This is a genomic window from Arthrobacter sp. GmRoot5-12, from assembly GCF_059739365.1.
Genome location: NZ_AP046056.1, coordinates 3,086,228 through 3,111,127, shown reverse-complemented (window position 1 = coordinate 3,111,127; position 24,900 = coordinate 3,086,228). Strand labels below are relative to the sequence as shown.

The window sequence follows — 24,900 nt, the reverse complement described above, 5'->3', positions numbered from 1 at the left end:
TACGCGTGCCGATTGATGCCGGGCAAACGTTGACCGGCCGGTCACAGAAGTCCGGCGCTTTCGCAATCCCGTGGCAGGACTTCGCGCTGCATCTCTTGGCTGCTATCCCAGCAGTCTGTACAGCGTTTTCTTTAGCCGGCTCTCCCTATGAAAATGCCCGCATCGCTTGTGCAGGCCCCAACACTTGCCAGTCCTGCCTCAAAAATTGGGCAGGAATAAGGGATTTCCGGAGTGGGGGATATTTCAAGTGTAAGGTACGGACGCCATTGACCGCCAATTCAATGCCCGACGACGGCGGTGAGCTTGCGCACACAGCCCGCCCTGGGCAGGGGTGCTACTGCCCCAGCCGCCGCAGCAGCAGCCCAAACTTGGTGTGGTATTCGTCCTGGAGCCGGATCTCGCCGTCGGCCTCTGCACTGCGGAGCGCCTCGATGACCTCCGCGTCCGGCTCACTGAACCACTGGCCGATCGTGATGCCGTGGCGCGGCACGAAGGTCCGCTGGATGGGGTCGCCGGCGCGGATGCTGCCGGTGTGGATGACGCGCAGGTAGGTCCCCACCCGGCCCTCCTCGGTGAACCGCTTCACCCATTGCGGTTCCTTCATCCGGCGCTGGAACGTGGCGCAGGGGACGCGCGGGGAGGTGACCTCGAGTTCGACGTCGGCCCCCACCTTCCAGCGCTCCCCGATGACGGCGTGGGTGGCTTCGATGCCGGCCACCCGCAGGTTCTCACCAAACATGCCCGGCGGCAGTTCGCGTCCCAGGGTGCGCGCCCAGAAGTCGGCGTCGGCCTGGGAATAGGCGTAGACGGCCTGGTCCTCTCCGCCGTGGTGCACCCGGTTGGCCTGGATGTCTCCGCGCAGGCCCAGCTTGTGGACCTTCACCGGACCGTCCGCCGGGCGCTTGTCGATGGCCGTCACGCCAACGTTTCCCTGGTCCGCGATGAGCTGGTGGACGCGGCAGACAGCAAGGACAGAACCAGATTCCATGGCATCCAGTCTAGGGTTCCCGCGCCCTGGCTCCCTGCGGCGCGGGGATGGGCAGTTCTCCCCTGCCGTCGAGCGCGGTTTTACTCGCAGCCGGCCTGCCCAGGGATTACGCTGATCCGAGGATTGCAATTGGGGGTGCAGCGCTGTGCCCAATTCACGTGGACAACTGAAGGGGACGCTGTGGATTCAAACACCATGGACCCGAACGAGGATCCCAGCAAGGAGCCGGACAACGCTTCCGAGGCGCAGCACGGCGCGTCCGGCCGGCCGCAACCGGGAACCGGCAGCAGCACCGCCAAGCCTCCGCCCTGGCAGGTCCCCAAGCCGGACCTGCGCCCCGAACTCCTCAATGAGCCCGTCACCCCTGTCGACCCGTTCGCGCGGGAGCGGGAAAAGCAGCTCAATGACGCGGCCGCACGGAAGAAGCGTTCCCAGCGGCGCACCGTGGTGGTGGGCCTGGGCGTGACAGCCCTCCTGGCCGGGACCATCACAGCCGTGGTGGCCAGCAATGAGGATGATCCCGAGTACGCGCAGGTGTGCTTCAACGACGAAACCGGCGAGCGCGTGGCGGACACCAACTGCGATAGCTCTGCGGGCCGCGGGGGCGGCATCTACGCCTGGTACTTCTACTCCCGCGGGGCAAGTGTTCCGCCCATTGGCCAGAACCGGTCCACCGCGCCCAACTACACGCGGACCGTCCCCAGCGGCGCAAAGGCCTCCACGGGGTACAGCAGCCAGGGCGGCACGGTCAGCCGCGGCGGTTTCGGCTCCAGCGCCAAGAGCGGCTCAAGCGGTGGCGGCGGCAAGGTCTCGGGGGGCTGACGGATGAAGAGGATGTTGTCCGAACCCCGGCCGGGCTGGAAGCAGAAGATCGAAGAGCAGGGCCTGGTGTTCTCCACCACCACCATGGACGACGGGCGCCGGATCGAGTACTGGAACGAATCCGCGTACTACGAGTTCACCATGGACGAGGTGGAGACCCTTGAAGTGGCGGCCGAGGAGATGCACCGGATGTGCCTGGAAGCCGCGAAGTTCCTGGCCACCGGGGCCATGGGCAGCATCGGCATCGGTCCCCAGGCACTGGAACTGGCGGCCGCATCGCTGCAGGCCGGCGACGTGGATGTTTACGGCCGGTTCGACTTCATCTACGACGGCCGGGGCGGGCCGGCCAAGATGCTCGAATACAACGCCGACACCCCCACCGGACTCATCGAGGCCGCCGTCGCCCAATGGTTCTGGCTCCAGGACGTGTTTCCGGAGAAGGACCAGTGGAACGGCATCCACGAGGCCCTCATCCGGCAGTGGAAGAAATTCCAGTACCGCACCGGCATGAGCACCCTCCACGTGGCCCACTCCGAGGTGGAGGAATCCGGCGAGGACTGGATGACCGCCGCGTACATGCGCGACGTCGCCGGCCAGGCGGGGTGGACCACCATCGGGATCAACATGTCCGATATCGGCTGGGACCCGAACCTGAACCGCTTCGTGGACCTGGACAACTTCCTGATCAACACCATCTTCAAGCTCTATCCCTGGGAGCTGATGATGAAGGAGGAGTTCGGGCCCCGCCTGCTGGAGCGGGCGCACAACCCGCGCTGGGTGGAACCCGCCTGGAAGATGCTGCTCTCCAACAAAGCCCTGCTGGCCGCCCTGTGGCATCTGTACCCCGGCCATCCCAACCTGCTGCCCGCGTACCTCACGGATCCGGGGCCGCTGAAGGAGTGGGTGGGCAAGCCCCTCCACGGCCGTGAAGGCGACAACATCCGGATCCACGCGGACGGGATCAGCCTGGAGCAGCCCGGCGGCTACGGGCGGGAGGGCTGGTGCTACCAGCAGTACCACCCATTGCCGGACTTCGACGGCAACCATCCGGTGCTGGGCCTCTGGGTGGTGGACGGCGAGTCCGTGGGCTGCGGCATCCGGGAATCGGACGGGCCGGTCACGGACTACTTCTGCCGCTTCGTCCCCAACACCATTGACGCGCCGGCGCCGCTTTCGGCGGTGGCGGACTCCACCAAGGCAGGAATCGTTCTATGAAACCGGTGACAGCATGAGCACGGACATGACGACGACGGGCGGCCCCGGGCGCGGGACCGGCACCACCGTGCCGGCCAAGGGACTGCGGGCCGGCATCCTGGACTTGGGCGACTCCGTGATGCTGGGGCTGGCCTCCACCGCGCCGGTGTACTCCCTCGCCGCCACCCTGGGCCTGATCGTTGCAGTCAACGGCAACTACACTCCCCTGATCCTGCTGCTGGGCTTCATCCCGGTCCTGTTCATCGCCTACGCGTTCCGCGAGCTGAACAGCGCCATCCCGGACTGCGGCACCACCTTCACCTGGTCCCGCCAGGCCTTCGGCCCCTGGGCGGGCTGGCTGGGCGGCTGGGGCGTGGCCCTGGCCGGAATCGTGGTCCTGGCCAACCTCGCCCAGGTAGCGGGGAAGTATCTTTGGCTGCTGGTGGGCGACGGATCGCTGGCGGAGAACACCTTGCTGGTCACCGGCACGGGGCTGCTGTTCATCATCCTCATGACCTTGGTGAACTACCGCGGGATCCGGCTCGGCGAGCACGTCCAGCGCGTGCTGACCTACGTGCAGTACATTGCGCTGGGCATTTTCGCACTGGCCATCGTGGTGCGGATCGTGGGCGGGGCACCAGAAGGGCAGGCCTTTGACCTGGAATGGTTCAACCCGGCCGGCGCCTTTGCCGACCCCGGCGCCGTAGTACACGGCGCCCTCCTTGCCCTGTTCATCTATTGGGGCTGGGACACCTGCCTGGCCGTGAACGAGGAGACCGAGAACCCGTCCACCACACCCGGCCGCGGCGCCGTGATCTCGGCGTTCGTCCTGGTGGCAATCTACGTTTCCGTGGCACTGCTGGTGATGATGTACGCCACCGTGGGCTCGGAAGGGATCGGCCTGGGCAACGAGGCCAACCAGGACGATGTGTTCCTGGCCATGAAGGACGTGGTGCTGGGCCCGTGGGGCTGGCTGATCGTCGTCGCGGTTCTTGCCTCGGTGCTGTCCTCCACCCAGACCACCATCCTGCCCACGGCCCGCGGGACCCTCTCCATGGGGGTCCACGGCGCGCTGCCGGCAAAGTTCGCAGAGGTGCATCCGCGCAATCAGACCCCGGGATTTTCCACCCAGGTGATGGGAGGCGCCGCCGCGGCCTACTACGTGGCCATGAGCTTCCTGAGCGAGAACCTGCTGGCGGACTCCATCAGTGCCATCAGCCTTTTCATCGCGTTCTACTACGCCCTGACCGGCTTCGCCTGTTTCTGGTACTTCCGCGGAACCCTGCGGGCATCGGCGCGCAACCTCTGGTTCCGCGGCATCCTCCCCCTCGCCGGCGCGCTGCTCCTGACCGCCGCCTTCTTCATCTCGGCGGTCCAGATGTGGGACCCGGCGTACGGCGACACCCAAATCTTCGGTGTCGGCGGCGCCTTTGTGAGCGGGGTGCTGCTGCTGGCGCTGGGCGTGGTCCTCGCGGCCGCCTGCCGTTTCATGCCGTCCACCCGCGGATACTTCCAGGTGAAGAAATGACTGGTGAAAAAATGCCGGGTGAAGCCGTGACCGCGGGCCCGTCGGACGTCCTGGACCTCGACTCCCTGCTGTCCGCGGAGGAACTGGAGCTCCGGCAAAAGGTCCGCGACTTCACCCGGCAGCGGATCAAACCGGACATCGCCCGCTGGTATGAGGACGCCGTCTTTCCCCTCGACCTCGCGACGGAACTGGGTGAGCTGGGCGTCCTGGGGATGCACCTGGACGGCTATGGCTGCCCGGGCCGGTCCGCCGTCGAATACGGCCTGGCGGCCATGGAACTGGAGGCCGGCGATTCCGGCATCCGCACCTTCGTGTCCGTCCAGGGCTCGCTGGCCATGACGGCCATCCATACGTGGGGATCCGAGGAGCAGAAGCAGGAGTGGCTGCCCCGGATGGCGGCCGGGGAGGCCATCGGGTGCTTCGCCCTGACCGAGCCAACGGCGGGTTCAGATCCCGCCTCCATGGCCACTTTCGCGGAGCGGGATGGCAGCGGGGATGACGCCGGCTGGGTGCTCAACGGTGCCAAGCGCTGGATCGGGCTCGCCTCAGTGGCCGGGGTGATGGTGGTCTGGGCCATGACGGACGACGGCGTCCACGGCTTCCTGGTTCCGGCGGGCACCCCCGGCGTGACTGCCACGCCTATCCGGCAGAAGCTGTCCATGCGCGCCTCCATCCAGTGCGATGTGGTGTTCGACGACGTCCGGCTGGGTCCCGAGGCCCTGCTCCCGGGAGCGCGGGGGCTGCGTGGGCCGTTCACCTGCCTGAACGAGGCCCGGTACGGCATCGCCTGGGGTGCCATGGGCGCCGCCCGGGATTCCTACGAAGCCGCCCTGGCGTACTCGCAGGAGCGGCTGCAGTTCGGCAGGCCGCTGGCCGGCTACCAGCTCACGCAGGAGAAGCTGGTGAACATGCTGGTGGAAATCCAGAAGGGCACCCTGCTGGCGCTGCACCTGGGCCGGCTGAAGGACGCCGGAAGCATCCGGCCGGAGCAGATTTCGCTGGCCAAGCTGAACAACGTCCGCGAGGCGATTGCCGTGGCCCGGGAGGCGCGGTCCATCCTGGGCGGCAACGGCATCACCACGGACTATTCACCGCTTCGGCACGCCGCGAACCTGGAGTCGGTCCGCACCTATGAGGGCACGGACGAGGTGCACACCCTGATCCTTGGCCGGCACATCACCGGCCTGGACGCCTTCCACTGACCCCTCCCCCAACCAGCTAGCAGTAGATGCCGTTTTGGGGGCCCAAAACGGCATCTACTGCGAGTCAGTTGGGAGGGCGTGGGGAGAGGGGTACAGGGCACTCAGGCCGAGAAGCCGCCGTCCGCCTTGATCAGCTGCCCGGATACCCAGCGGCCGGCCGGGGACAGGAGGAACGCGACGGTGCCGGCGACATCGGCCGGGGTGCCGAGCCTCCCGGTGGGCTGGCGCGCGGTGAGCTCCCGGCGGACCTCCGGGGACATCCAGCCGGTGTCCACCGGCCCCGGGTTGAGCACGTTGGCCGAGATCCCCTGCGGACCCAGCTCGCGGGCGGCGGCGATGACAATCCGGTCCAGGGCACCCTTCGAGGCACCATACGGAAGGTTGAACGCCGTATGGTCACTGGTCAGCGCAACGATCGCGCCGCCGTCGTCCGGTGCCTGCCGCGCAAAGGCGGCGATCAGCTGCCAGCTGGCGCGTGTGTTGACGGCGAAGTGGCGGTCAAAGGATTCGATACTGGTGTCCAGCACGCCCGAATCCACCGATTCAGCGTGGCTGAGCACCAGGCCCTGAAGCGGGCCCGCCAGCTGCCTGGCCTCGGCCACCAGCCTGTCCGGGACGCCGGGATCCTGGAGGTCTGCCGACAAGACCTGGACCTTGGCGCCAATCGCTTCCAGCTCGGCGGTGAGGCGGACCACGTCCTCGGGTTCGCTCCCCCACGGCATGCGGGCGTCGTAGTCGGCCCAGTAGGACAGGGCCAGGTCCCAGTCGTCCGCCGCGAGCTGCCGGGCAATGCCGGCCCCAATGCCGGCAAGCCGTCCCACGCCGGTGACCAGGGCAACGGGACGGACAGGGGCGGGTGCGACGGGTTCCATCCGACCAGCCTAGCCGCGCCCCAGATCAAGCCGCTGCCGGCTCCGCTTCCCGCGAACTGTGGTGCCGGCGGATGGTGGCACTGATGACCGCAGCGATGGTGCACATGGCTGCGGCTCCCAGCCAGGCGTAGGTGTAGTGGCCGGTGGCATCCCGCAGGGCCCCGGCCGCGATGGCCGCCGCGGCGGCGCCCAGCTGGTGGGCGGCGAAGACCCATCCGAACACCACACTGCCGTCAGCACCGAACGTTTCACGGCAGATGGCGGCCGTGGGCGGAACGGTGGCCACCCAGTCCAATCCGTAGATCACCACGAACACGATCATGCTGGGCTGCACGTCTGCATTCAGCAGCAGCGGCAGCACCAGCAGCCCGATGCCGCGGAACTGGTAGTAGACGGCGAGCAGGACGCGGGGGTTGAAGCGGTCCGTCAGCCAGCCCGAGGCGATGGTCCCGATGATGTCGAAGATTCCGACGACGGCCAGCAGGCCCGCGGCCGTGGTTTCGGGCATGCCGTGGTCATGGGCGGAGGGGATGAAGTGGGTGCCGATCAGGCCGTTGGTGGTGGCGCCGCAGATGGCGAAACCGGCCGCGAGCGCCCAGAACGTGCGCACCCTGCTGGCGCGCTTGAGGACCTGGAGCGCCCGGACGGCGGCGTTGCTGCGCGGGGCGCCTTCCGGAGCCGCTGCCTGGGAACCAGCCTGTTCTTCAATGGCTGGCCCTTCCGCGCCGTAGGGCAGCACCCCGACGTCGGCCGGCGAGTTCTTGAGGAACTTCAGCACCAGCGGGACCACGGCAAGCGCCCCGGCAGCGATCAGCAGGGAGGCCTGGCGCCACCCGGGATCCTGCGCGAGGAGGGCGATGAAGGGCAGGAAGACCAGCTGGCCGGCGGCGCTGCCGGCCGTCAGGATGCCGATGACCAGGCCCCGGCTTTTCGTAAACCACGTGTTGGCGATGGTGGCGGCGAAGACCAGTGCCATGGAGCCGGTGCCGAGCCCGATCAGCAGCCCCCAGGTGAGGAGGATCTGCCATGACTGGTTGACCAGCACGGTCAGCGCGCTGCCCATGCCGATCAGGACCAGGGCTGTTGATGTGACGGCCCGGATGCCGAACCGCTCCATCAGGGCGGCGGCAAACGGAGCCGTGAGGCCGAACAGCACCAGGTTGATGCTGACGGCCGCCGAGAGCACGGTGGTGGACCAGCCGAACTCCTGCTGGAGCGGCACCATGAGGACGCCAGGGGCGGCCCGGAATCCGGCTGCCCCAACCAAGGCAAGGAATGCCACGGCGGCGACGATCCAGGCCGGGTGCAGGCGGCGTCGAGGTCCGGGCGCCTGAAGAACGGTGGTCTGCGAGGGAGTTCCGGCCGTTTCCTCGGGCAGGGTGCTCACGATGCCGCTCCCTTCCCGGATGCGGTGGACAGCCGGATGGGTTGATCGGACCTGGACCGGCTGTGCCAGCTGGTGTTGGCCGCCGTCAGCCGCGCGCCGCATTCGGTGCAGGTGTCCGCCGAGGTGGTGGGTTTCCCGCAGCCGGTGTGGATCACGTAAAGGTGGGCCTGGTCCGACGGCGCGGGCAGGTGTTTTTCCGCCCAGATGGTGACTGCGTTCAGCACCGGCAGGGCGTCCTCACCCTTGGGGGTGAGGACGTACTCCTGGCGTGTGCGGCCGCCGTCGTCGTAGGCCTTCCTGGCCAGCAGCCCGGACTCAACCAGGCCTGCCAGGCGTTTGGTGAGCACCGAGTCCGCCACTTCCAGCCGGCTTTTCATGGCGTCGAAGCGGCCATTCCCAAAGAAGACCTCGCGCAGCACCAGGATGCTCCATGGGTCGCCCAGGATGTCCAGGCCGCGGGCCATGCTGCAGCTGCGTTGGGACCAGTCGGATCGAAGAGGCATAGGGAAAACCCTAGCTGGCTTTCCTCAAGAAAGCCAGACCCTTTCGTGGTTACGGGATGGCCGAGAACGCCTGGTCCAGGTCCGCGATCAGGTCCTCCACGTCCTCGATGCCGCAGGACAGCCGCAGCAGGTTGACCGGGACGGCCAGCTCGGTGCCCTTGACGGACGCGTGGGTCATCTCGGAGGGGTAGTTCATCAGCGACTCGATCCCGCCCAGGGATTCGGCGAGCGTGAACACGGACGTGGACTCCGCCACCTTCCGGGCCGCCGCCTCACCGCCCTTGAACTGCACCGAGACCATGCCGCCGAACTTCCGCATCTGCTTTTTGGCGAGCTCATGGCCGGGGTGGCTGGGCAGGCCCGGATACAGGACGGCCTCAACCTCCGGGCGTTCCAGCAGCCACTCCGCCACGGCCTGCCCGTTCTCGCTGTGCCGGTCCATGCGGACGCCCAGGGTCTTCAGTCCGCGGGTGGTCAGGAAGGCGTCCATGGGCCCGGACACGGCGCCCACGGCGAACTGGACGAAGCCGATCTTTTCCGCCAGTTCGGCGTCCTTCACCACGACGGCGCCGCCCACCACGTCGGAGTGGCCGCCGATGTACTTGGTGGTGGAGTGGACCACCACGTCCGCACCCAGGGCGAGCGGGGTCTGCAGGTAGGGGGACGCGAAGGTGTTGTCGACCACCAGGAGGGCCCCGGCGTCGTGCGCTATGTCCGCGAGCGCTGCGATGTCGGTGATCTTCATCAGCGGATTGGAGGGGGTCTCCACCCACAGGAAGCGGGTCTTATGGGAGGCCACGGCGTCGCGGACCATGTCCAGGTTGGCCATGTCCACGGGGGTGTTGCCAATTCCCCAGTCGCCGAGCACCCGGCTGATCAGCCGGTACGTGCCACCGTAGGCGTCATTGCCCAGCACGATGTGGTCCCCGGGGCGGGTCAGCGCGCGGATCAGGGCGTCCTCCGCGGCCAGGCCGGAGCTGAAGCTGTAGGCGGAGGTGCCCAGTTCCAGCGACGCGAGCTGTTCCTGCAGCGCGTCCCGGGTGGGGTTTCCGCCGCGCCCGTATTCGTAGCCGCTGCGCAGTCCCCCGATCCCGTCCTGGGCATAGGTGGAACTGAAGTGCAGCGGCGGCACCACGGCTCCGGTGCGGGGCTCGAAGTCCTGGCCGGCGTGGACGGCGCGGGTGTTGAAACCTTGGTTTTCAGGCAGGGACATGGTGCTCCTTTGCGGGTAACGCAGATCAGTTGCTGAGGTAGGCCAGCAGGTCGTGCCGGGTGAGGATGCCAACGGGCGCACCCACGAACGTGACCATCAGGGTGTCCGTGTCAGACAGCAGTTCCCTGGCGGCAGAGATGGTTTCCAGCGATCCGATGACGGGCAACTTGGGTCCCATATGCTCGGAGATCTTGTCCGTCAGCTTGGCCTCGCCCCGGAACAGTTTGGCAGTCAGTGTGCGCTCGTCCACGGCGCCGAGGACCTCGCCCATGACCACGGGCGGTTCCTGGGACAGGACCGGGATGTGGCTGACGCCGAACTCGTTCATGATGTTGATGACGTCGCGGACAGACTCGTTGGGGTGGATGTGCACCAGGTCCGGCAGTTCGCCGTTCTTGGACTTGATGACCTCCCCCACGGAGGTTTCCTCGCCGCCGGAGAGGAAACCATAGGAGCGCATCCACTGGTCGTTGAAGATCTTGGCCAGGTAGCCGCGTCCTGAGTCTGGGAGGATGACCACGACGACGGCGCTTTCCGGCAGGTCCCGGGCCGCCTGCAGCGCGGCTACTACGGCCATCCCGGAGGAGCCGCCCACCAGCAGTCCCTCCTCCCGCGCCAGCCGGCGGGTCATGGCGAAGGAATCGGCGTCGCTGACGGCGATCACCTCGTCCGGGACCGACTTGTCATAGTTGGCCGGCCACATGTCCTCGCCAACGCCCTCCACGAAGTAGGGGCGCCCGGTCCCGCCGGAGTAGACCGAGCCCGCGGGGTCCGCGCCGATGATCTTGACCACGCCGCCGTCGGACTCCGGCCGGTCCGCCGAAACCTCCTTGAGGTACCGCCCGGTGCCGGTGATGGTGCCGCCCGTGCCCGCGCCGATAACGCAGTGCGTTACCTTGCCGTCGGTATCGCGCCAGATCTCCGGGCCGGTGGTCTTGTAGTGGCTGCCCGGGGCGGCGGGATTGGAGAACTGGTCCGGCTTGTAGGCGCCCGGCGTCTCCCGGGTGATGCGGTCCGAGACGCCGTAGTAGCTTTGCGGGCTGTCCGGCGGAACGGAGGTGGGCGTGACCACCACTTCCGCGCCGTACGCCTGCAGCACCGCACGCTTGTCCTCGCCCACCTTGTCCGGGACCACGAAGATGCACTTGTAGCCCTTCTGCTGCGCCACCAGGGCCAGGCCCACGCCGGTGTTGCCGGAGGTGGGCTCCACAATGGTGCCGCCGGGCTTCAGCTTGCCCTCGCGCTCGGCGTCCTCGATCATCTGCGCGGCGATGCGGTCCTTGATGGATCCGCCCGGATTCAGGTACTCAAGTTTGACCAGGATGGTGGCCTTGAGGCCGTCGGTCACGTGGTTGAGTTTGATGAGCGGGGTATTGCCGATGAGGTCCAGGATGGACTGGGCGTACTTCATAGGTACTAAGCTACCGCTTCCTGCGCGCCCGCCCCGGTGCGGGATGCGAGGATAGGCCGGTGAAGCAGTTCGCATGGCTGAAAGCCGCCCGGAGCTACCTGCTGCCCGGCGGAACGCTGGCAGCAGGTATAGCCACCCTGGCACTCGGTGCGCTCCCCCTGCCCGCGTTCGGGGAGCTTTCTTCCCGGACCATTCCCATCCTGGCCTTCGTGCTGGCCATGTCCCTGGTCACCGAACTGGTGGACGAGGCAGGACTGTTCCGGGTGGTGACGGACAGGCTGGCGGCCCTGGGCCGTGGCCGGGTCTTCCAGCTGTGGCTGCTGGTGGTGGCGGTGGCCACGGTGTCCACCGTGTTCCTGTCCCTGGATACGACGGCGGTGCTGGTGACGCCCGTGGTGGTCCTGCTGGCCGTCCATGCCCGGATCCCGCCGCTGCCGTTTGCGCTGACCAGCATCTGGCTGGCCAATACCGCTTCACTGCTGCTTCCCGTTTCCAACCTCACCAACCTCCTGGCCCAGGACCGGCTGGGCCTGAGCCCCTGGCGTTTTGCGGGGCTGGTGTGGGCGCCCGCCCTGATGGGCATGCTGGTCCCCCTGGTCCTGTTGTGGCTGGCTTTCTGGCGGGACCTGCGCGGAACATACGGGCCGCAGCCTGCGCATCCCATCCGCGACCGCACCCTGTTGAAGGCTGCTGCCGTCACGCTCCTGGTCCTGTTGCCTGCGCTGGTGTCCGGAGTGCCGGTGCAGTACCCGGCAATAGCAGCCGCGGCCGTCCTCCTGGTGGTCTTCCTGCGCCGCCGGCCGTCCGTCCTGCGGTGGTCAATGGTGCCCTGGCGGCCGCTGATGCTGACGGTGGGCCTGTTCATGCTCATGGAAGCGCTGCACGCGCACGGCCTGACCGCACTGCTGGCGGGTGTTGCCGGTTCCGGTGAGAGCCTGCCTGCGCTCCTGCAGCTGGCCGGGCTGGGTGCCGGTGCCGCCAACGCCGCCAACAACCTGCCCGCCTACCTGGCACTGGAACCGGTGGCGGGATCGCCGGCAAGGCTTGCGGCACTGCTCATCGGAGTGAACCTTGGGCCGCTGGTGACTCCGTGGGCGTCGCTGGCCACCCTGCTCTGGCATGAGCGGCTGCGGGTGCTGAACGTCCCCATCCGGTGGGGCGGGTTCGCCCTGGCGGGCCTGGTGGCCGTGGTGCTGACGGTGCCGCTGGCCGTCCTGGCGCTGTGGCTGGTTTCCGGCACGCCGTAAACCTCCGGGCCGCCGTGAAACGGCAGCCCCGGACCGGCACCCGTGAAACGGCAGCGTACAGCGAAGGCTGTCAGCCGCCCTGGGCGTCCCCTTCGGCCGGGAGATTCTCCCAGAGGCCCATCACGTTGCCCTCGGAATCCCTGAAGTAGGCCGTGTAGCCCATGCCGGGAATTTCGTTCTTCGGTACCACCACTGATCCACCCAGTTCCTCCACCCTCTTGAGGGTGGCACTGATGTCCGGGACGTCCACCGTGACCACCGGGTTGGTGATCTCCCCCTCCCTGGCCATCATGCCCCCGTTGATGGCACCGGCGGCCACTGGCTGGCCGTTGTCATCCATGTCCGCGGTGATGACCATGCTGTAGTCCATCCCTGGCACTGGTTCGATCCGCCAGCCCAAGGCTTCCCGGTAGAACTTGCTGGCCCGGTCCTGGTCGTCCGCGGGGATTTCGAAATGCACCACTCCGCCCATCATGGCCCTCCTGCCGTGTCGGGTTGCGGCGCAGTCTGTTCCGCGCCACAGGGTGGATTCTAGGTTTTGCCCGGGCGGCGAATTAGGGCCGTTCTACCTTTGCTTCCGGCCGTTTTCCTCCCCCGGCTGGCTTATGGGCCGGCTGGTTGTCCCGCCGCTGTCAGTGGTCCGTGGGACGATTGAAGGCATGACGATCGCAGAGGCACCTCCCCGGGTGGCAGCCGCGGCGGACGTGTCCCTGCGGTGGTATCCGGAGGCCCCGTACAGCCTTTCCCGCACGCTTGCGCCTCTTCTGCGGGGCAGCAGTGATCCTTCCTTCTGCGTTCAAGGCGACGTTATCTGGAATGCGTTTACGACGCCGGCCGGTCCGGCAACAATGCGGCTCGCCCCGGCGGGCGGCGAGGCAGCAGACGGCCCCTTGGTGGACATCCAGGCCTGGGGTCCCGGTGCCGCGGCCGCCGTCAGGGCAGCGCCCCGGCTCCTGGGGGACGACGACGACTGGCGGGGTTTCGACGAACCCTCCTTCCATGCCACACTGCCCCACATGGTCCGGGAGGCCCGGCGGCGCAGCCTGGCGGTGCGGCTGCCGTCCAGCGGCCGCATGGTGGACCAGCTGGTGCCGATCATCCTGGAACAGAAGGTGACGGTCATTGAGGCGCGGCGCGCCTACCGCTACCTGGTGCACCGGTACGGAACCCCGGCGCCCCGGGCCGGTACGTCCACCCCGGCCGGGCTGGTGGTGGCGCCAACGGCAGCGCAGTGGCTGCAGGTTCCCAGTTGGGAGTGGCACAGGGCCGGCGTAGGTCCCCAGCGCTCAGCCACCGTCATGCGCGCGCTGCGCTCCGCCGCCGCACTTGAACGGCTCGCCGCGCTGCCGGCCGCGGAGGCTGCCGGGAAGATGCAGGTCATTCCGGGCATCGGGGTATGGACCGCCGCCGAGGTTGTGCAGCGCACCCACGGCTGCCCGGATTCGATCTCCGTGGGCGACTACCACCTCGCCGCCTACGTGGGGGCGGCGCTCACCGGACGCAGGACGGACGACGCCGGGATGCTCCGGCTGCTGGAACCCTGGCGGGGGCACCGGCAGCGCGTGGTCCGGATGATCCAGAGCACCGGTTACCGCAAGCCCACTTTTGGCCCGCGGATGACCATCCAGGACCACCGGGGGCACTGAGGCTTGCCACGGCAGGTCAACGGGTGCTTGATCCGGACCGCGATGGGTAAGGCTACGGTGTGGCGTCCAGCCAGGCACGGCCGGACCACGATTGAGAGGAATCCATGAGCTCCGATCCTGGACGCACCAACTACGCCGGCGGGGAACCCCTGGACGTGGATCCAACCGGGCAAGACCCCGCGGTGGTGGACCCGGAGGCGCACGATCCTGACGGGGATGCCAAATTGAAGCTGCAACTGGCCATCTTCGACGTGACTCGCCGCGGGGCCACGGGCAAGAGCCTTGAGGAAATCCGGGAGATGCTGCTGACCGCGTTCACCGCGCGGGACGTTGCCCCACCACCGTTCACCTGGGTGGAGTCCGTGGCGTCGTCGGCGTTCTACGGTGAGCCCTACATCATCGACTACCCAACAGCCATCGCCGCCGACGATCTGGAGGCTGCCCCCGATGAGACGGTGCGGGAGCGGCTGGCCGCCCGACGGAAACTGCGCGAGACCCAACTGCCGCAGGGGATCCTTCCGGCTCCGTCCGAGTGGCACATTCCCGCCAACGAGGTCACCGGCGGCAGGACGCGACAGGCCACCATGGCCGGAAGGAACGGGGCAGCGGTCCTGGCCTTGGTCGCACTGGCGGCGGGCGCCGTCGTGGCCGTTGTGGCGCTACGGCTATCCCGCCGCCCAACCGGCCGCAGTAGCTAGCGGGCAGTTCTCCCCATGCCTCCGGCGGCGCGCCTCGCGTAAGCTTGAGCCTGGATATTTGGGGGAATAATGGCAGGCATTTATGGGGCGGACGTCGCCCAACTTCGCGCCCTGGGAAAGGCCCTTACCGCCTCTTCCGCGCGCTTGATGTCCACTGCCACGGCGCTGTCGAGGAACGTGGGCGAGCCGGGCACCTGGAAAGGGGCCGACGCCGAGAGGTTCCGGAACGACTGGAATGGCACGCACAGCCTCCTGCTGGGCCGCGTCATTGAGGCCCTTGCGGACGCAGGGAAGGCAGCCGCACGGCACGCGGACGAGCAGGAACGCGCCAGCGGCGCCGGTGGCGCGTCAGGCCGGACCAGTACGGCCGGGGGCCCTCCCGGCAAGGCCGCCGGGGATGCGACGTCCGATTACCTGACCGGCGGGGAGCATTCTGTGGCGCGCCACCCCGACCGCGGCGAAGCGAACCTTGCCGCGCCCGAACTGGACAGGCTACAGGGCCTGGTCAGAAACGCTGCTTCGGGCGACAACTTCTTTGTGGGCAACGATTCGGACGTCAACAAGCTCCGCGACGCCTTGACCGGGCTCAAACCTGCCCAGCTGAACCAGTTGCTGGAGTCGTTAACCGATGATGAGCTCCGAAGCCTGGGCAGCGGCGCGGCGACCGACGGCAAGGGACTGTTCAACTGGGAGGGAACCACGCCTTTCGAACGTCAGCAACTGCTGGACCAGCTCCTGTCCAAGGCGTCAGCAGAGCAGGTGGGGCGCCTGAAGGACCTCATACCGTGGGCCCAGCCGGACGGGCAGGCCATGGGAGATGCAGCGAGGCCTGATGGCCCTGACGCCAGCAGCACGAACCGGTGGATGGAACCCAAGTGGCCGGTGATCGGACAACGCCCGGGCACTGACGACATCAGGCAGGGGCAGTACGGGGACTGCGTGGTTTTGGCCGCCGCCGGGGCCATGATCAATGCCGATTCGGGTTGGGCCCGCGAGCACGTAACGGACAACGGCAACGGCACGGTTTCCGTCCTGCTGTTCGACAAGAACGGAGAGGAGCAGTGGGTCACCGTCACCTCGGACCTGCCGGCAAACAGCAAGGGCGCACAGATGGGAGCCAAAGCAGGGTTTGGCGGCAACTGGCCTGCCTATGTCGAGAAAGCGCTGGCACAGGTTTACACCGAGGACGACAGAAACGACGGGACAGCGGAAGGGGCGCCCCCGGACCAGGCGTATCCGCCAGGCAACTACCGCGCCCTTGAAGGCAACTGGGGTCCCGACGCATTCCAGTTTTTGGCAGGACCGGACGTGGAACGCACCGACGACGCCGGGAAGCTGTGGGAGGCGGCCGGCCGGGGACGTCCGGCCTTGGTCACAACACTGGGTGAAACGCCGGAGGAGGCGCCCAACGGATACCATGCCGGCCACGCCTATTTCGTTACCGGAGTTGACGAGCGGGGGAACATCATCCTTCAAAACCCATGGGGCCCCTCCGAGCCGCGCATGTACATCTCGCAGGACGAATTCACCAAGCTCTTCAGCGATGCCACGGTGGCGCGCTGATGCCGCGTCCAGCCCTGCGGCTTCGTGGCCGCATTCTCTCTTGCACGGTTTTGCCTCTGGCACTCTCTCTGAGCGGCTGCTCCCCCTCCGCAGAGCCGTCCCAACAGCACTCACCCCAAGCATCAAAGGAGCCAGCCATGACGTCAACGGCAAGCTGCACCAACACTGGAATTTACCGGATCATCCCGTCTGCAAATGGCTCTTTTCCGCTTCTGCCGGATTCCCCGCGGGGCTCGGATGCCACACCGCTCGTGCGACTGTCCAGCACACACCTGAAGAATGACCCGCCGACGGTGGACCTGTCGGTAGCCTTGTTCGAGGTCAGCAGCCCGGCATCGAAAGACTTTCCGGGGTTGGCACTCGGGCAGGAAGCCACATTTGACGGCTACACCATCCGGATCACCTCGATCTGCGAGGGCGAAGTCCGATTCGACCTGGTGCAGCAGCCCCGCTAGTCAGAGCCCCAGCCGGGCCACCGCTTCCTCGCGCATCTGGACCTTGCGGACCTTCCCGGAGACCGTCATGGGGAAACTCTCGCGCACCTCCACGTAGCGCGGGATCTTGTAGTGGGCCAGCCTCCCCCGGCAGTACTCGGCCACCGCTGCGGCGTCCAGCCGTTCCGCGCCCGGCTTGAGGATTATGCAGGCCATCAGCTCCTCCCCATATGTGGGATCAGGAACCCCAATCACCTGGACGTCCTGGATGGCAGGGTGCGTGTACAGGAACTCCTCGATTTCCCGGGGGTAGATGTTCTCCCCGCCCCGGATCACCATGTCCTTGATCCGGCCCTCCACCACCACGTACCCGTCGTCGTCCATCCGGGCGAGGTCGCCGGTGTGCATCCACCCGTCGGCGTCGATGGCTTCGGCCGTCTTGTCAGGCTGGTTCCAGTACCCGGCCATCACCGCGTAGCCGCGGGTGCAGAGCTCACCGATCTGCCCGCGCTCCAGTTCCTCCCCCGTGGCAGGGTCAACGATCCGGCTCTCCAGTTGCGGCATGGTCCTGCCCACGGTCTCGGTGCGCTGCTGGAGGGTGTCCCCCTTGCGGGTCATCGTGGACACGGGCGAGGTCTCGGTCATGCCGTAGCAGATGGCCACATCCACCATGTTCATTTCGGAGATCACCCGGTTCATCACCTCGATGGGGCACAGCGAACCGGCCATCACCCCCGTGCGGAGCGTGGACAGGTCATAGGAGGCGAAGTCCGGCAGCGCGAGCTCGGCGATGAACATGGTGGGAACCCCGTAGAGGGATGTTCCGGCGAAGTCCTGCACTGCCTCAAGCGCGGCCGGCGGCGAGAAGCCGCGGCCAGGGATGATGGTGGCGGCGCCGTGGCTGAGCGCATTGAGGTTGCCGATCACCATCCCGAAGCAGTGGTAGAAGGGCACCGGGATGACCACCCGGTCATGGTCCGTGTAGCCCAGCAGCTCACCGATGGCGTAGCCGTTGTTCAGGATGTTGTGGTGCGTGAGCGTGGCGCCTTTGGGAAAGCCCGTGGTGCCGGACGTGTACTGCAGGTTGATGGGATCGTGCGGGTGGAGTTCGGCCATGCGGGCCTTCAGGGCAGCGTGACTCACGTCGTCCGCCCGCTTGAGCAGTTCGGCGTACGTCAGTTCGGCATCGCTTTGGGGGCTCCCGGCCGTCAGCCCCTCCAGGCCGTGGTCCGGCAGGAAGACCAGCTCCCGCAGGTCCGGGCAAGTCAGCAGGGCCTGCCGCGCCATGGCCACGTAGTCGCTGTTGTTGTCCGACGGCGCCGTGAACAGCATGCGCATGCCGTTCTGCTTGACCACGAATTCCAGTTCATGGCTGCGGTAGGCCGGGTTGACGTTGACCAGGATGGCGCCGGCCTTGGCGGTGGCGTACTGCAGCAGCGTCCATTCGGCGCAGTTGGGGCTCCAGATGCCCACCCGCTCCCCCTTGGCGATGCCCAGGGCGAGGAGCGCACGCGCCAGCCGGTCGACGTCGTCGTTCATCTTTGTGTAGCTCCAGCGGCGGGCATCGGCGCCCGGCACCGGTGCGGCCTCAATCAAGGCGTCATGGAGGGGGAACTGGGCGGCCACGCGCTCAAAGTTCGCGCCGATGGTTTCCTCCAGGAGCGGGACGTCAGTGTCCCCGGCTGTATAAGCACGCATGATGGCACGCTACCAACAGGATCCCTGCAGGAGAAGGAAGACAGGCGGGGAAACGGGCGCAACACAACGGGGCGCCACCTGCAGCCCCGGTATTGTGAAACGCATGAGTGCACCCATTGACCTGATAGCAACGTTCATTCCCAACGACGGCGAGTTCTTCCGCGTCAAGCTGGCCCTGGAAATCGCGATCGATGAGGTGGTGAACGAGCCAGGCTGCATCCGTTACGAGCTGACCGAAGCCACGGAGGAGAAGCTGGTCCTGACCGAACAGTGGGCGTCCGAGGAGGATCTGGACAAGCACTCCAAGGGCACCGCTGTGCAGGACCTGAACGAGTCGCTGAGCGCGTTGCTGGCCGAACCGGTCAAGCTGGAACGCGTCTGACGCAGCCTGAACGCAAAAATGCGGGACCTCCAGTGGGAGGTCCCGCATTTTTTGTGCTGTCAGAGTCTTAGAAGTCGGGGATCTGGGTGCCGTCCTGCGTACCGTCCCGGGGGCCGGCAGGCTGGCTGGCCGCCGCTGCCGCTTCTTCCCGCTGGCGGGCCACGTGGGCGTGGACCTCGTCCATGTCCAGTGCCTTCACCGCGTCCACCACCTGTTCCAGCTGCTGGGCGTTCAGGGCGCCGGGCTGCGAGAACACCAGCACCTTTTCACGGAAGGCCATCAGGGTGGGGATGGAGGTGATGCCTGCCTCCGCCGCCAGCTGCTGCTCTGCTTCGGTGTCCACTTTGGTGAACACGACGTCAGGGTGCTTCTCGGAAACTGCTGCGTAGGTGGGGCCGAACTGCTTGCAGGGGCCGCACCATTCTGCCCAGAAATCGACCAGGACAATGTCGTTGCCTTCGATCGTGGATGCGAACTGTTCACCTGTGATGTCGAGGGTAGCCATGTGTCCACGCTACGCGCCGGGGCCCCGGCTGTCGCCCGTGTTCGCTCCCCGCGTCATCGGGAATAGGGGAAGGACGACGCCGGCACGGGGGTTCAGCGGTTGGCATCCCACAGGTGCGGGGAAGGCGTGCGGCTGCCGGGCAGGGCGCTGGAGGCGCGCCACTCATGGATCCACTCGGGCAGCACCAGGTCCCCGGGCGGTGTCCCGAACTCCGCGATGATCTCCTCCTGGCTGACCGGGCCGGTCTTGGTGACCAGCCGGGTGGCGATGTAGGCACGTGCGTAAATCTCGCCGTCGGCCACCATGCGCTGCTCGAAGAAGATCGCCTTGGTGTCCAGCCCGATGATGCGGGTCTCGATGGCGTAGTCCTGCCACAGCTGCAGGGATTTGCGGAAGGAGATGGTTTCCGCCGACACCACCGGGCTCCAGCCGCGGCGGCGCATCCGCTTCCAGACGCCGCTGCGCACCATGAGGTCGAACCGGCCCAGGTCCATCAGGGACAGGTACATGCCGTTGTTGACGTGCATGGCGATGTCGATGTCCGTGGGCAGGACGCGCAATGGCAGGGATGCCGGTTCCCATACGGTGAGCGGCGGCCGCCGTTTCGACCGGAAAAGCAGAAGCAGTGTTCTCAGGAGCAGGTGCATACCTCAATGTTACCCGCCGGTAACATCTTTTGGCCTGCTGTGCCGCGGTCCATCCCCTTAGGATTTTCTGCATGACGCAGCAACGCTACCGGGCCCTGGCGGAGTGGCCCCTGATGGCGACGGCACTGGTATTTCTCGGCGCGTACGCCTGGCAGGTCATCGGCAGGGTCGAGGGCAGTGGGGCGGACTGGCTTGAGGCGGTCATGTGGGTGACCTGGTTCGTCTTCGTCCTGGACTACTCGGCAAACCTGTGGCTCTCGGCTGACCGGCGGCAGTGGTTCATCCGGAACCTGCACGAGCTGGTGATCGTGGCCTTGCCGTTCTTCCGGCCGCTGCGCCTGCTGCGCCTGGTCACATTGTTGTCCGTCCTGCACCGTACCGTGGGCGAAACGCTGCGCGGCCGCGTGGTCACGTATGTGGCGGGGTCCGCGGCGCTGCTGGTTTTTGTCGGTGCGCTGGCTGTGCTGGACGTCGAACAATGGGCGCCGGACGCCAAGATCACCACGTTCGGCGATGCCCTGTGGTGGGCCACCGCAACCATCACCACGGTGGGCTATGGGGACATGTACCCGGTGACGCCCATCGGCCGGCTGGTGGCCACGGCGCTGATGATGAGCGGCATCGCCGTGCTGGGTGTCGTGACGGCGTCCATTGCCTCCTGGCTCGTCCAGCGGGTTGAGGATACAGCGGAAACGGTGGCGGAGGCCGTGGAAGAGCCGCTGCGGGTTGAAGTGACGGAACTGGTGGCCGAGATTGCCTCATTGCGCCGGGAAATCGCCGAGCTGCGGGAACGCCGGACGCCGTAGAAGCGGGGATTGAGAGATTCCGTTTGGTGGTTGGCCTGCGCCCTCCAGGTCACGGCCGGTGGCAAGTATTGGGCTTCCGGATGCTGAGTAGCTTCGCTGCCGCGGGCGGGTACCGGCCCCGAAAACTCGGGTAATTCCTACTGGTGCCCCGGCCTTGGGGCGATTCCTAGACTCGGGATTCCTAGGACCAACACGCACTGGCAGGTCCCCCGGGTGGCTTCCGGACGTTCCTGCCTTCACGCGGAGTTCCGCATTTTCTGGGTATGCGGATGCCTCCACCCTGTGCCGCCTGCGGCTCCGGCAACTGCCGGGGCCGGCGGTGCCATGACTTCGCCATCCGTCCGGCGCACCGGTGTGCAGCAGCACAACCTGGCTGGACCGAACCCAGATGGGCCAACTCCATGAAACAGCCTTTCATTCCCTCCCCCGAGGGCACCAGCAGAAGCTTCGCCACCGACGAACCACGGACTGACCTCAACACCGGCCGGCCGGTCATCAGCAACAAGTTATGGGCCGGCATGGCCACGGCGGCCGTTGTGGCCGCGGTAGGCGTGGGCGCCATGGCAGCGCCGCCCGCTACCCTCGGCGGAAGCACGACGGCGGCGGCCCAGGTGGCAGAGGCCGCCTCACCACCGTCGCCAAGCGCCGCAGCCGAAACAGCCACGGACGCCGTGGCATCCGGACAAAGCGATCCGGGTGCGGCATCGGCGGTGGCGGCACAGGCTGCTGCGCCGGCCGCCGACCCGGCGCCTGCCCCCGCACCGGCAGCAGCCGAACCTGCGCCGGAACCTGCGCCCGCACTGGCCCCCGCGCCTGCCGGTGACCCCAACGTGTACACCGTGGTCCCGGGCGACACCGTGGGCGCGATTGCTGCCGGCCATGGCGTGGACATGAACGCCATGCTCGCGGCCAACGGGCTCAGCGCCTACAGCATCATCTACCCTGGCCAGACGCTCCTGCTGACCGGTCCGGCCATCGCAGTGGCCGCACCCGCCCCGGCTCCGGCCGCGGCACCTGCCGCGGCCCCGGCTCCAGCGGCCGCACCGGCACCTGCTCCGGCTCCCGTCCCCGCAGCGCCTGCAATCCGGACCATTTACGTTGCCGGCTCCGGCGGCCAGTCCATGGTGGACGCCTGCATCGGGCCCATCCACTTCACCCCCAATGACGGCTATTCGCTGTTCATCACCGAGCATGATTTCTGCGGCGGCTGGGCCCGGTTCTCCGGGATCAGCGTGGGTGAGACGGTGAGCATCCCGGGCTATGGAACCTTCACGGTAACGGGGCGCGGGACGGTCCCCAATCCCGGAACCACCAACGACGTGATTGCGGTGTTCGGCGGTTTCCCCCGGGCGATCCTGCAGACCTGCATCCCGGGCACAAGCCAGATGCTGCTGATCGCACTGAACTGAAGGCACGTGAACCCGGGAGCTGAGCCGGGTTATCAAAAGCTTGTCCGCGGGTCCGAACCTTTACGGCTTGGATCCGCGGACAAGGCCATGCCGCATTGCCGGCGCTATATCCCGTGGCGCTCCGAGATGTGCTCCACCAGTTCGCCTACGCGCTGTTCGGAGTAGTTGCGCGCAATGTCGCCCTGGCTGATGATGCCCACCAGTTTGTGGTCGGAGATCACCGGGAGCCTGCGGACCTGGTGCTTTTCCATCATGTCGATGGCTGCATCGACGTTGGCGTCGGCGTCGACGCAGTAGGGCTTGCCGGAGGCGAGGTCGCGGGCCATCATCTGGCCCGGGTCACGGCCGGCGGCGACGCACTTGAGCACAATGTCGCGGTCGGTGATCATGCCCTTCAACTTGCCGTCATCCCCGCAGATGGGGAGGGCGCCGCAGTCCAGGTCCTGCATCATCCGGGCGGCGTCCACAAGGGACTCGCCTTCACGGATACATCGCGCATCCGTGGTCATGAATTCACGTACAGCACTCATTGAATCCTCCTTCATCGATGGATTTATCGACGCAGGGCATCGGGGCACGTGCGCCGATTCTGTCAGACTACGCCCGCACCCCCATGGTGTCGACGACGGTTTGGCACCGTTTCCAGGCGGCCTCCGACCCTGCCTGAAGACACGAAAAAGCCCCCGGAACCTGGTGAACTGCTCCCCGGAAGTTGGACTGACTAAATAAGAGCCTAAGCCGCGAGGGTCTGGGTCCGGTATTGCACCGGGCTCAGGCCCTTGAGCTTTGTCGAGATTCTTTCGGTGTTGTACCAGCGGATGTATTCGTGCAGTGCCCCTGCCAAGGCGTCGGTGCTGAGGTATCGCACGTGGTGGAAGAGCTCTTCCTTAAGGTGGCCGAAGAAGTTTTCCATCACGGCGTTGTCGTAGCAGTTGCCCTTGCGTGACATCGACTGGCTCGCGCCGGCTTCCTGTAAGAGTTTTCGCCACGAGACGTGCTGGTACTGGAAGCCCTGGTCCGAATGCACGAGTGGCTGCTGGTTATCCTCAAGGCAGGCAAGGGCCTGGCGCAGCGAATTATTGGTGAGCTCCAGATTCGGAGACGGGCTGATCGAGTAGGAGATGATCTGCCGGTCGAAAAGATCCATAACCGGCGAAAGGTAGAGCTTACGGTCGCCGACGCTGAACTCCGTCACATCCGTTACCCACTTCCGGTTCGGGGCATCAGCCTCGAACTCCCGGTTCAACACGTTCGGAGCAACCCGGCCCTGCCCGCCCTGGTAGGAGTTATAACGCTTCTTCCGCCGGACCTTGCACACCAGATTCAGGGACCGCATGAGCTTCAGAACGGTCTTTTTCGCGACCGTCCACCCTTGCTTGACCATCTCGGTGTGGACCCGCCGGTGCCCGTACCGGCCATGGTTCTTCTCGAAAATTTCCCTGACAGCGGCCTTGATGAACTCCTGCGGATCAGGGCCTTGGATGCGTGCCTGATGATAGAAGAACGTCGATCTGGCAAGAGATGCTGCCTGCAGCAGGACCGGAAGCGGGAAGTCAGCCTTGAGAGCGATGAGGGCTTGGACCTTCACCGTCGTTCCTGCGCCCTCAAGGCCCGCAATTTTCCCAGGTAAGCCACTTCCGCCCGCAACCGTTCGTTCTCCCGCCGTAACCGCTCCAGTTCCGATACCTCGGCCGGCTGCGGGGCATCAGGTGCCTTAGGCCTGCCCTTGGACTTGGGACGTAATGCGTCCGGGCCCTCGCGGCGATACGCCCGGGCCCACGTCTTCAGTAGCGTGGGCGAGGACAAACCCACCTCCGCCGCGAGATCCGGGGCAGTCTCACCGGCGATAAACCGTTCAACCAGCGCGAGCTTGAATTCGAACGAGTACACCTGTTTCGTCGGCTTGGCCACCAGCGCTCCTCGACCATGGATCTTCCACCGCCGATAGAGAACCCTTATCGGCGGGCGGGACACCCCTAGCAACGTCGCCGCCGCACTATCCGCGATGCCCTTCTCAAACCACGCTACAGCGGCCTCACGCTGAACCTCAGACAACGAACTACGTGCATGCATAAAACTGCTCCCCGGAAGTCGGAACTGAATTTCTCAGTCCAACTTCCGGGGAGCAGTTCATGGTGGTTCCGGAGGCTTTCCTTGGGTGGCAGATGAGGGATTCGAACCCCCGTAGGCGTTGCCAGCTGATTTACAGTCAGCCCCCTTTGGCCGCTCGGGTAATCTGCCGAACTTCAAAAGAAGTACCCGCTGATGCAGTGTTCGGAGCGTCCGTTTCCGTCCGTTCCGCTTCAGTAACCGCGGGCAAGACAACTTTACAGAACTTCCGCCGAAGAATCGAATCGAGTCCCGGGCAGCCCCAAAAGCCGCGAAACAGCGCCGGAAAACCGCTGTTTTATGCCTCCTGGCCCAGGATGCGTCCGGCCAGCTTGGCCTCGAAGCTCAGGGCCTGCTCCTCGGTGATCTGGTTCAGCTGCACGGCCCGCTGAAGGTCCGCCCGTACCCCATCCATGCGGGAGGAGGCGTCGGCCACCGGGCTGAAGATGATGGAGGCTGCCAGCGCTGCCGCCGCCACCGAGGTCGCCGCCGTGGCCACCGCCCCCGCTGCTGCTGATGTGGTCCGGGTGACATAACGGGCGGCCTTGCGGTGCATGGTGTTCCTCTCGAACTTCAGTACAACTGCTCCAACTCTCGCCAGCGCGCCTTCGTTCCCCCGGTGCGTCCGCTGAGAGG

Annotated in this window: 26 protein-coding genes and 1 tRNA gene; 12 read left to right on the top strand and 15 right to left on the bottom strand. The window is 66.6% G+C overall.

Annotation, left to right across the window (positions count from 1 at the left end; genetic code table 11):
• Window positions 1-334: 334 nt before the first annotated feature.
• The gene (locus AC6JAM_RS14335) at window positions 335-988 is read right to left on the bottom strand and encodes an MOSC domain-containing protein (protein ID WP_497935150.1); all 654 of its coding nucleotides are present in this window, start codon (window positions 986-988) and stop codon (window positions 335-337) included.
• A gap of 180 nt (window positions 989-1,168) precedes the next feature.
• Between AC6JAM_RS14335 and AC6JAM_RS14330 the strand changes: the two genes are divergently transcribed.
• Genes AC6JAM_RS14330 through AC6JAM_RS14315 form a run of 4 tightly spaced genes read left to right on the top strand, consistent with a single transcriptional unit; the run spans window position 1,169 to window position 5,734 of the window.
• Window positions 1,169-1,810, top strand: a complete 642-nt coding sequence (locus tag AC6JAM_RS14330) for a Tat pathway signal protein (protein ID WP_134163669.1) — start codon at window positions 1,169-1,171, stop codon at window positions 1,808-1,810.
• A 3-nt stretch (window positions 1,811-1,813) separates the two neighbouring features.
• Window positions 1,814-3,025, top strand: coding sequence for a glutathionylspermidine synthase family protein (locus AC6JAM_RS14325; RefSeq protein WP_026265733.1), 1,212 nt, complete (start codon window positions 1,814-1,816; stop codon window positions 3,023-3,025).
• A 13-nt stretch (window positions 3,026-3,038) separates the two neighbouring features.
• On the top strand, window positions 3,039-4,532 hold the full coding sequence (locus tag AC6JAM_RS14320; protein ID WP_134163668.1) for an APC family permease: 1,494 nt from the start codon (window positions 3,039-3,041) through the stop codon (window positions 4,530-4,532).
• Entirely contained in the window at window positions 4,529-5,734 is a 1,206-nt protein-coding gene (locus AC6JAM_RS14315) for an acyl-CoA dehydrogenase family protein (RefSeq protein WP_497935149.1), read from the top strand. The genes AC6JAM_RS14320 and AC6JAM_RS14315 overlap by 4 nt, the downstream gene beginning before the upstream one ends.
• Before the next feature lie 101 nt (window positions 5,735-5,835).
• On the opposite strand, the gene AC6JAM_RS14310 is transcribed toward AC6JAM_RS14315, so the two are convergent.
• The 5 genes from AC6JAM_RS14310 to AC6JAM_RS14290 are packed head-to-tail and all read right to left on the bottom strand — an operon-like array spanning window position 5,836 to window position 11,120.
• Entirely contained in the window at window positions 5,836-6,606 is a 771-nt protein-coding gene (locus tag AC6JAM_RS14310; protein ID WP_497935148.1) for an SDR family oxidoreductase, read from the bottom strand.
• A 25-nt stretch (window positions 6,607-6,631) separates the two neighbouring features.
• Window positions 6,632-7,993 (bottom strand): MFS transporter, encoded by a 1,362-nt coding sequence (locus tag AC6JAM_RS14305; protein ID WP_497935147.1) that lies wholly within the window; start codon window positions 7,991-7,993, stop codon window positions 6,632-6,634.
• Complete coding sequence (locus AC6JAM_RS14300; protein ID WP_026265732.1) at window positions 7,990-8,496, bottom strand: winged helix-turn-helix transcriptional regulator; 507 nt, start codon at window positions 8,494-8,496, stop codon at window positions 7,990-7,992. Before AC6JAM_RS14300 ends, AC6JAM_RS14305 begins: the two co-directional genes overlap by 4 nt.
• A 49-nt stretch (window positions 8,497-8,545) precedes the next feature.
• Window positions 8,546-9,709 carry a cystathionine gamma-synthase gene (locus AC6JAM_RS14295; RefSeq protein WP_018769059.1) on the bottom strand — a complete coding sequence of 388 codons (1,164 nt, stop codon included), beginning with the start codon at window positions 9,707-9,709 and terminating at the stop codon, window positions 8,546-8,548.
• 25 nt (window positions 9,710-9,734) lie between these two features.
• On the bottom strand, window positions 9,735-11,120 hold the full coding sequence (locus AC6JAM_RS14290) for a cystathionine beta-synthase (protein WP_018769058.1): 1,386 nt from the start codon (window positions 11,118-11,120) through the stop codon (window positions 9,735-9,737).
• A 59-nt stretch (window positions 11,121-11,179) separates the two neighbouring features.
• Between AC6JAM_RS14290 and AC6JAM_RS14285 the strand changes: the two genes are divergently transcribed.
• Window positions 11,180-12,367 (top strand): ArsB/NhaD family transporter, encoded by a 1,188-nt coding sequence (locus AC6JAM_RS14285; RefSeq protein WP_497935146.1) that lies wholly within the window; start codon window positions 11,180-11,182, stop codon window positions 12,365-12,367.
• Between the two features lie 70 nt (window positions 12,368-12,437).
• On the opposite strand, the gene AC6JAM_RS14280 is transcribed toward AC6JAM_RS14285, so the two are convergent.
• The gene (locus tag AC6JAM_RS14280; protein ID WP_497935145.1) at window positions 12,438-12,842 is read right to left on the bottom strand and encodes a VOC family protein; all 405 of its coding nucleotides are present in this window, start codon (window positions 12,840-12,842) and stop codon (window positions 12,438-12,440) included.
• Window positions 12,843-13,026: 184 nt separating this feature from the next.
• On the opposite strand from AC6JAM_RS14280, the gene AC6JAM_RS14275 reads away from it, so the two are divergent.
• The 4 genes from AC6JAM_RS14275 (at window position 13,027) to AC6JAM_RS14260 (ending at window position 16,729) form a co-directional block, all read left to right on the top strand.
• On the top strand, window positions 13,027-14,013 hold the full coding sequence (locus tag AC6JAM_RS14275) for a DNA-3-methyladenine glycosylase family protein (RefSeq protein ID WP_497935144.1): 987 nt from the start codon (window positions 13,027-13,029) through the stop codon (window positions 14,011-14,013).
• Between the two features lie 104 nt (window positions 14,014-14,117).
• The gene (locus tag AC6JAM_RS14270; RefSeq protein ID WP_223992354.1) at window positions 14,118-14,711 is read left to right on the top strand and encodes a hypothetical protein; all 594 of its coding nucleotides are present in this window, start codon (window positions 14,118-14,120) and stop codon (window positions 14,709-14,711) included.
• A 69-nt stretch (window positions 14,712-14,780) separates the two neighbouring features.
• Complete coding sequence (locus AC6JAM_RS14265) at window positions 14,781-16,274, top strand: calpain family cysteine peptidase (RefSeq protein ID WP_497935143.1); 1,494 nt, start codon at window positions 14,781-14,783, stop codon at window positions 16,272-16,274.
• A 137-nt stretch (window positions 16,275-16,411) separates the two neighbouring features.
• Window positions 16,412-16,729, top strand: a complete 318-nt coding sequence (locus tag AC6JAM_RS14260) for a hypothetical protein (protein ID WP_018769052.1) — start codon at window positions 16,412-16,414, stop codon at window positions 16,727-16,729.
• On the opposite strand, the gene AC6JAM_RS14255 is transcribed toward AC6JAM_RS14260, so the two are convergent.
• Entirely contained in the window at window positions 16,730-18,406 is a 1,677-nt protein-coding gene (locus AC6JAM_RS14255; RefSeq protein ID WP_478223076.1) for an AMP-binding protein, read from the bottom strand.
• A 103-nt stretch (window positions 18,407-18,509) separates the two neighbouring features.
• Between AC6JAM_RS14255 and AC6JAM_RS14250 the strand changes: the two genes are divergently transcribed.
• The gene (locus tag AC6JAM_RS14250) at window positions 18,510-18,788 is read left to right on the top strand and encodes a putative quinol monooxygenase (protein WP_018769050.1); all 279 of its coding nucleotides are present in this window, start codon (window positions 18,510-18,512) and stop codon (window positions 18,786-18,788) included.
• 67 nt (window positions 18,789-18,855) lie between these two features.
• On the opposite strand, the gene trxA is transcribed toward AC6JAM_RS14250, so the two are convergent.
• Both trxA and AC6JAM_RS14240 read right to left on the bottom strand, forming a co-directional pair.
• Complete coding sequence (trxA, locus tag AC6JAM_RS14245; RefSeq protein WP_018769049.1) at window positions 18,856-19,293, bottom strand: thioredoxin; 438 nt, start codon at window positions 19,291-19,293, stop codon at window positions 18,856-18,858.
• A gap of 92 nt (window positions 19,294-19,385) precedes the next feature.
• Window positions 19,386-19,940: an acyl-CoA thioesterase gene (locus tag AC6JAM_RS14240; RefSeq protein ID WP_056393057.1), complete on the bottom strand. Its 555-nt coding sequence runs from the start codon at window positions 19,938-19,940 to the stop codon at window positions 19,386-19,388.
• Window positions 19,941-20,011: 71 nt separating this feature from the next.
• Here AC6JAM_RS14240 and AC6JAM_RS14235 point away from each other — a divergent pair, with 71 nt between their 5' ends.
• Together AC6JAM_RS14235 and AC6JAM_RS14230 are read left to right on the top strand one after the other, a co-directional pair.
• Window positions 20,012-20,746, top strand: coding sequence for an ion channel (locus AC6JAM_RS14235; protein ID WP_018769047.1), 735 nt, complete (start codon window positions 20,012-20,014; stop codon window positions 20,744-20,746).
• 401 nt (window positions 20,747-21,147) lie between these two features.
• Window positions 21,148-22,155, top strand: coding sequence for a LysM peptidoglycan-binding domain-containing protein (locus AC6JAM_RS14230; RefSeq protein WP_497935142.1), 1,008 nt, complete (start codon window positions 21,148-21,150; stop codon window positions 22,153-22,155).
• A gap of 104 nt (window positions 22,156-22,259) precedes the next feature.
• Here the strand turns inward: AC6JAM_RS14230 and AC6JAM_RS14225 are convergent, their stop codons facing one another.
• The 5 genes from AC6JAM_RS14225 to AC6JAM_RS14205 form a co-directional block, all read right to left on the bottom strand.
• Window positions 22,260-22,685, bottom strand: a complete 426-nt coding sequence (locus AC6JAM_RS14225) for a CBS domain-containing protein (RefSeq protein ID WP_018769045.1) — start codon at window positions 22,683-22,685, stop codon at window positions 22,260-22,262.
• A gap of 203 nt (window positions 22,686-22,888) precedes the next feature.
• Window positions 22,889-23,743, bottom strand: a complete 855-nt coding sequence (locus AC6JAM_RS14220) for an IS3 family transposase (protein WP_018772269.1) — start codon at window positions 23,741-23,743, stop codon at window positions 22,889-22,891.
• Window positions 23,740-24,066, bottom strand: a complete 327-nt coding sequence (locus tag AC6JAM_RS14215) for a helix-turn-helix domain-containing protein (RefSeq protein WP_018772270.1) — start codon at window positions 24,064-24,066, stop codon at window positions 23,740-23,742. Before AC6JAM_RS14215 ends, AC6JAM_RS14220 begins: the two co-directional genes overlap by 4 nt.
• 248 nt (window positions 24,067-24,314) lie before the next feature.
• A tRNA-Tyr gene (locus AC6JAM_RS14210) sits at window positions 24,315-24,396 on the bottom strand.
• A 166-nt stretch (window positions 24,397-24,562) separates the two neighbouring features.
• Window positions 24,563-24,820: a hypothetical protein gene (locus AC6JAM_RS14205; RefSeq protein WP_018769044.1), complete on the bottom strand. Its 258-nt coding sequence runs from the start codon at window positions 24,818-24,820 to the stop codon at window positions 24,563-24,565.
• Window positions 24,821-24,900 lie beyond the last annotated feature (80 nt).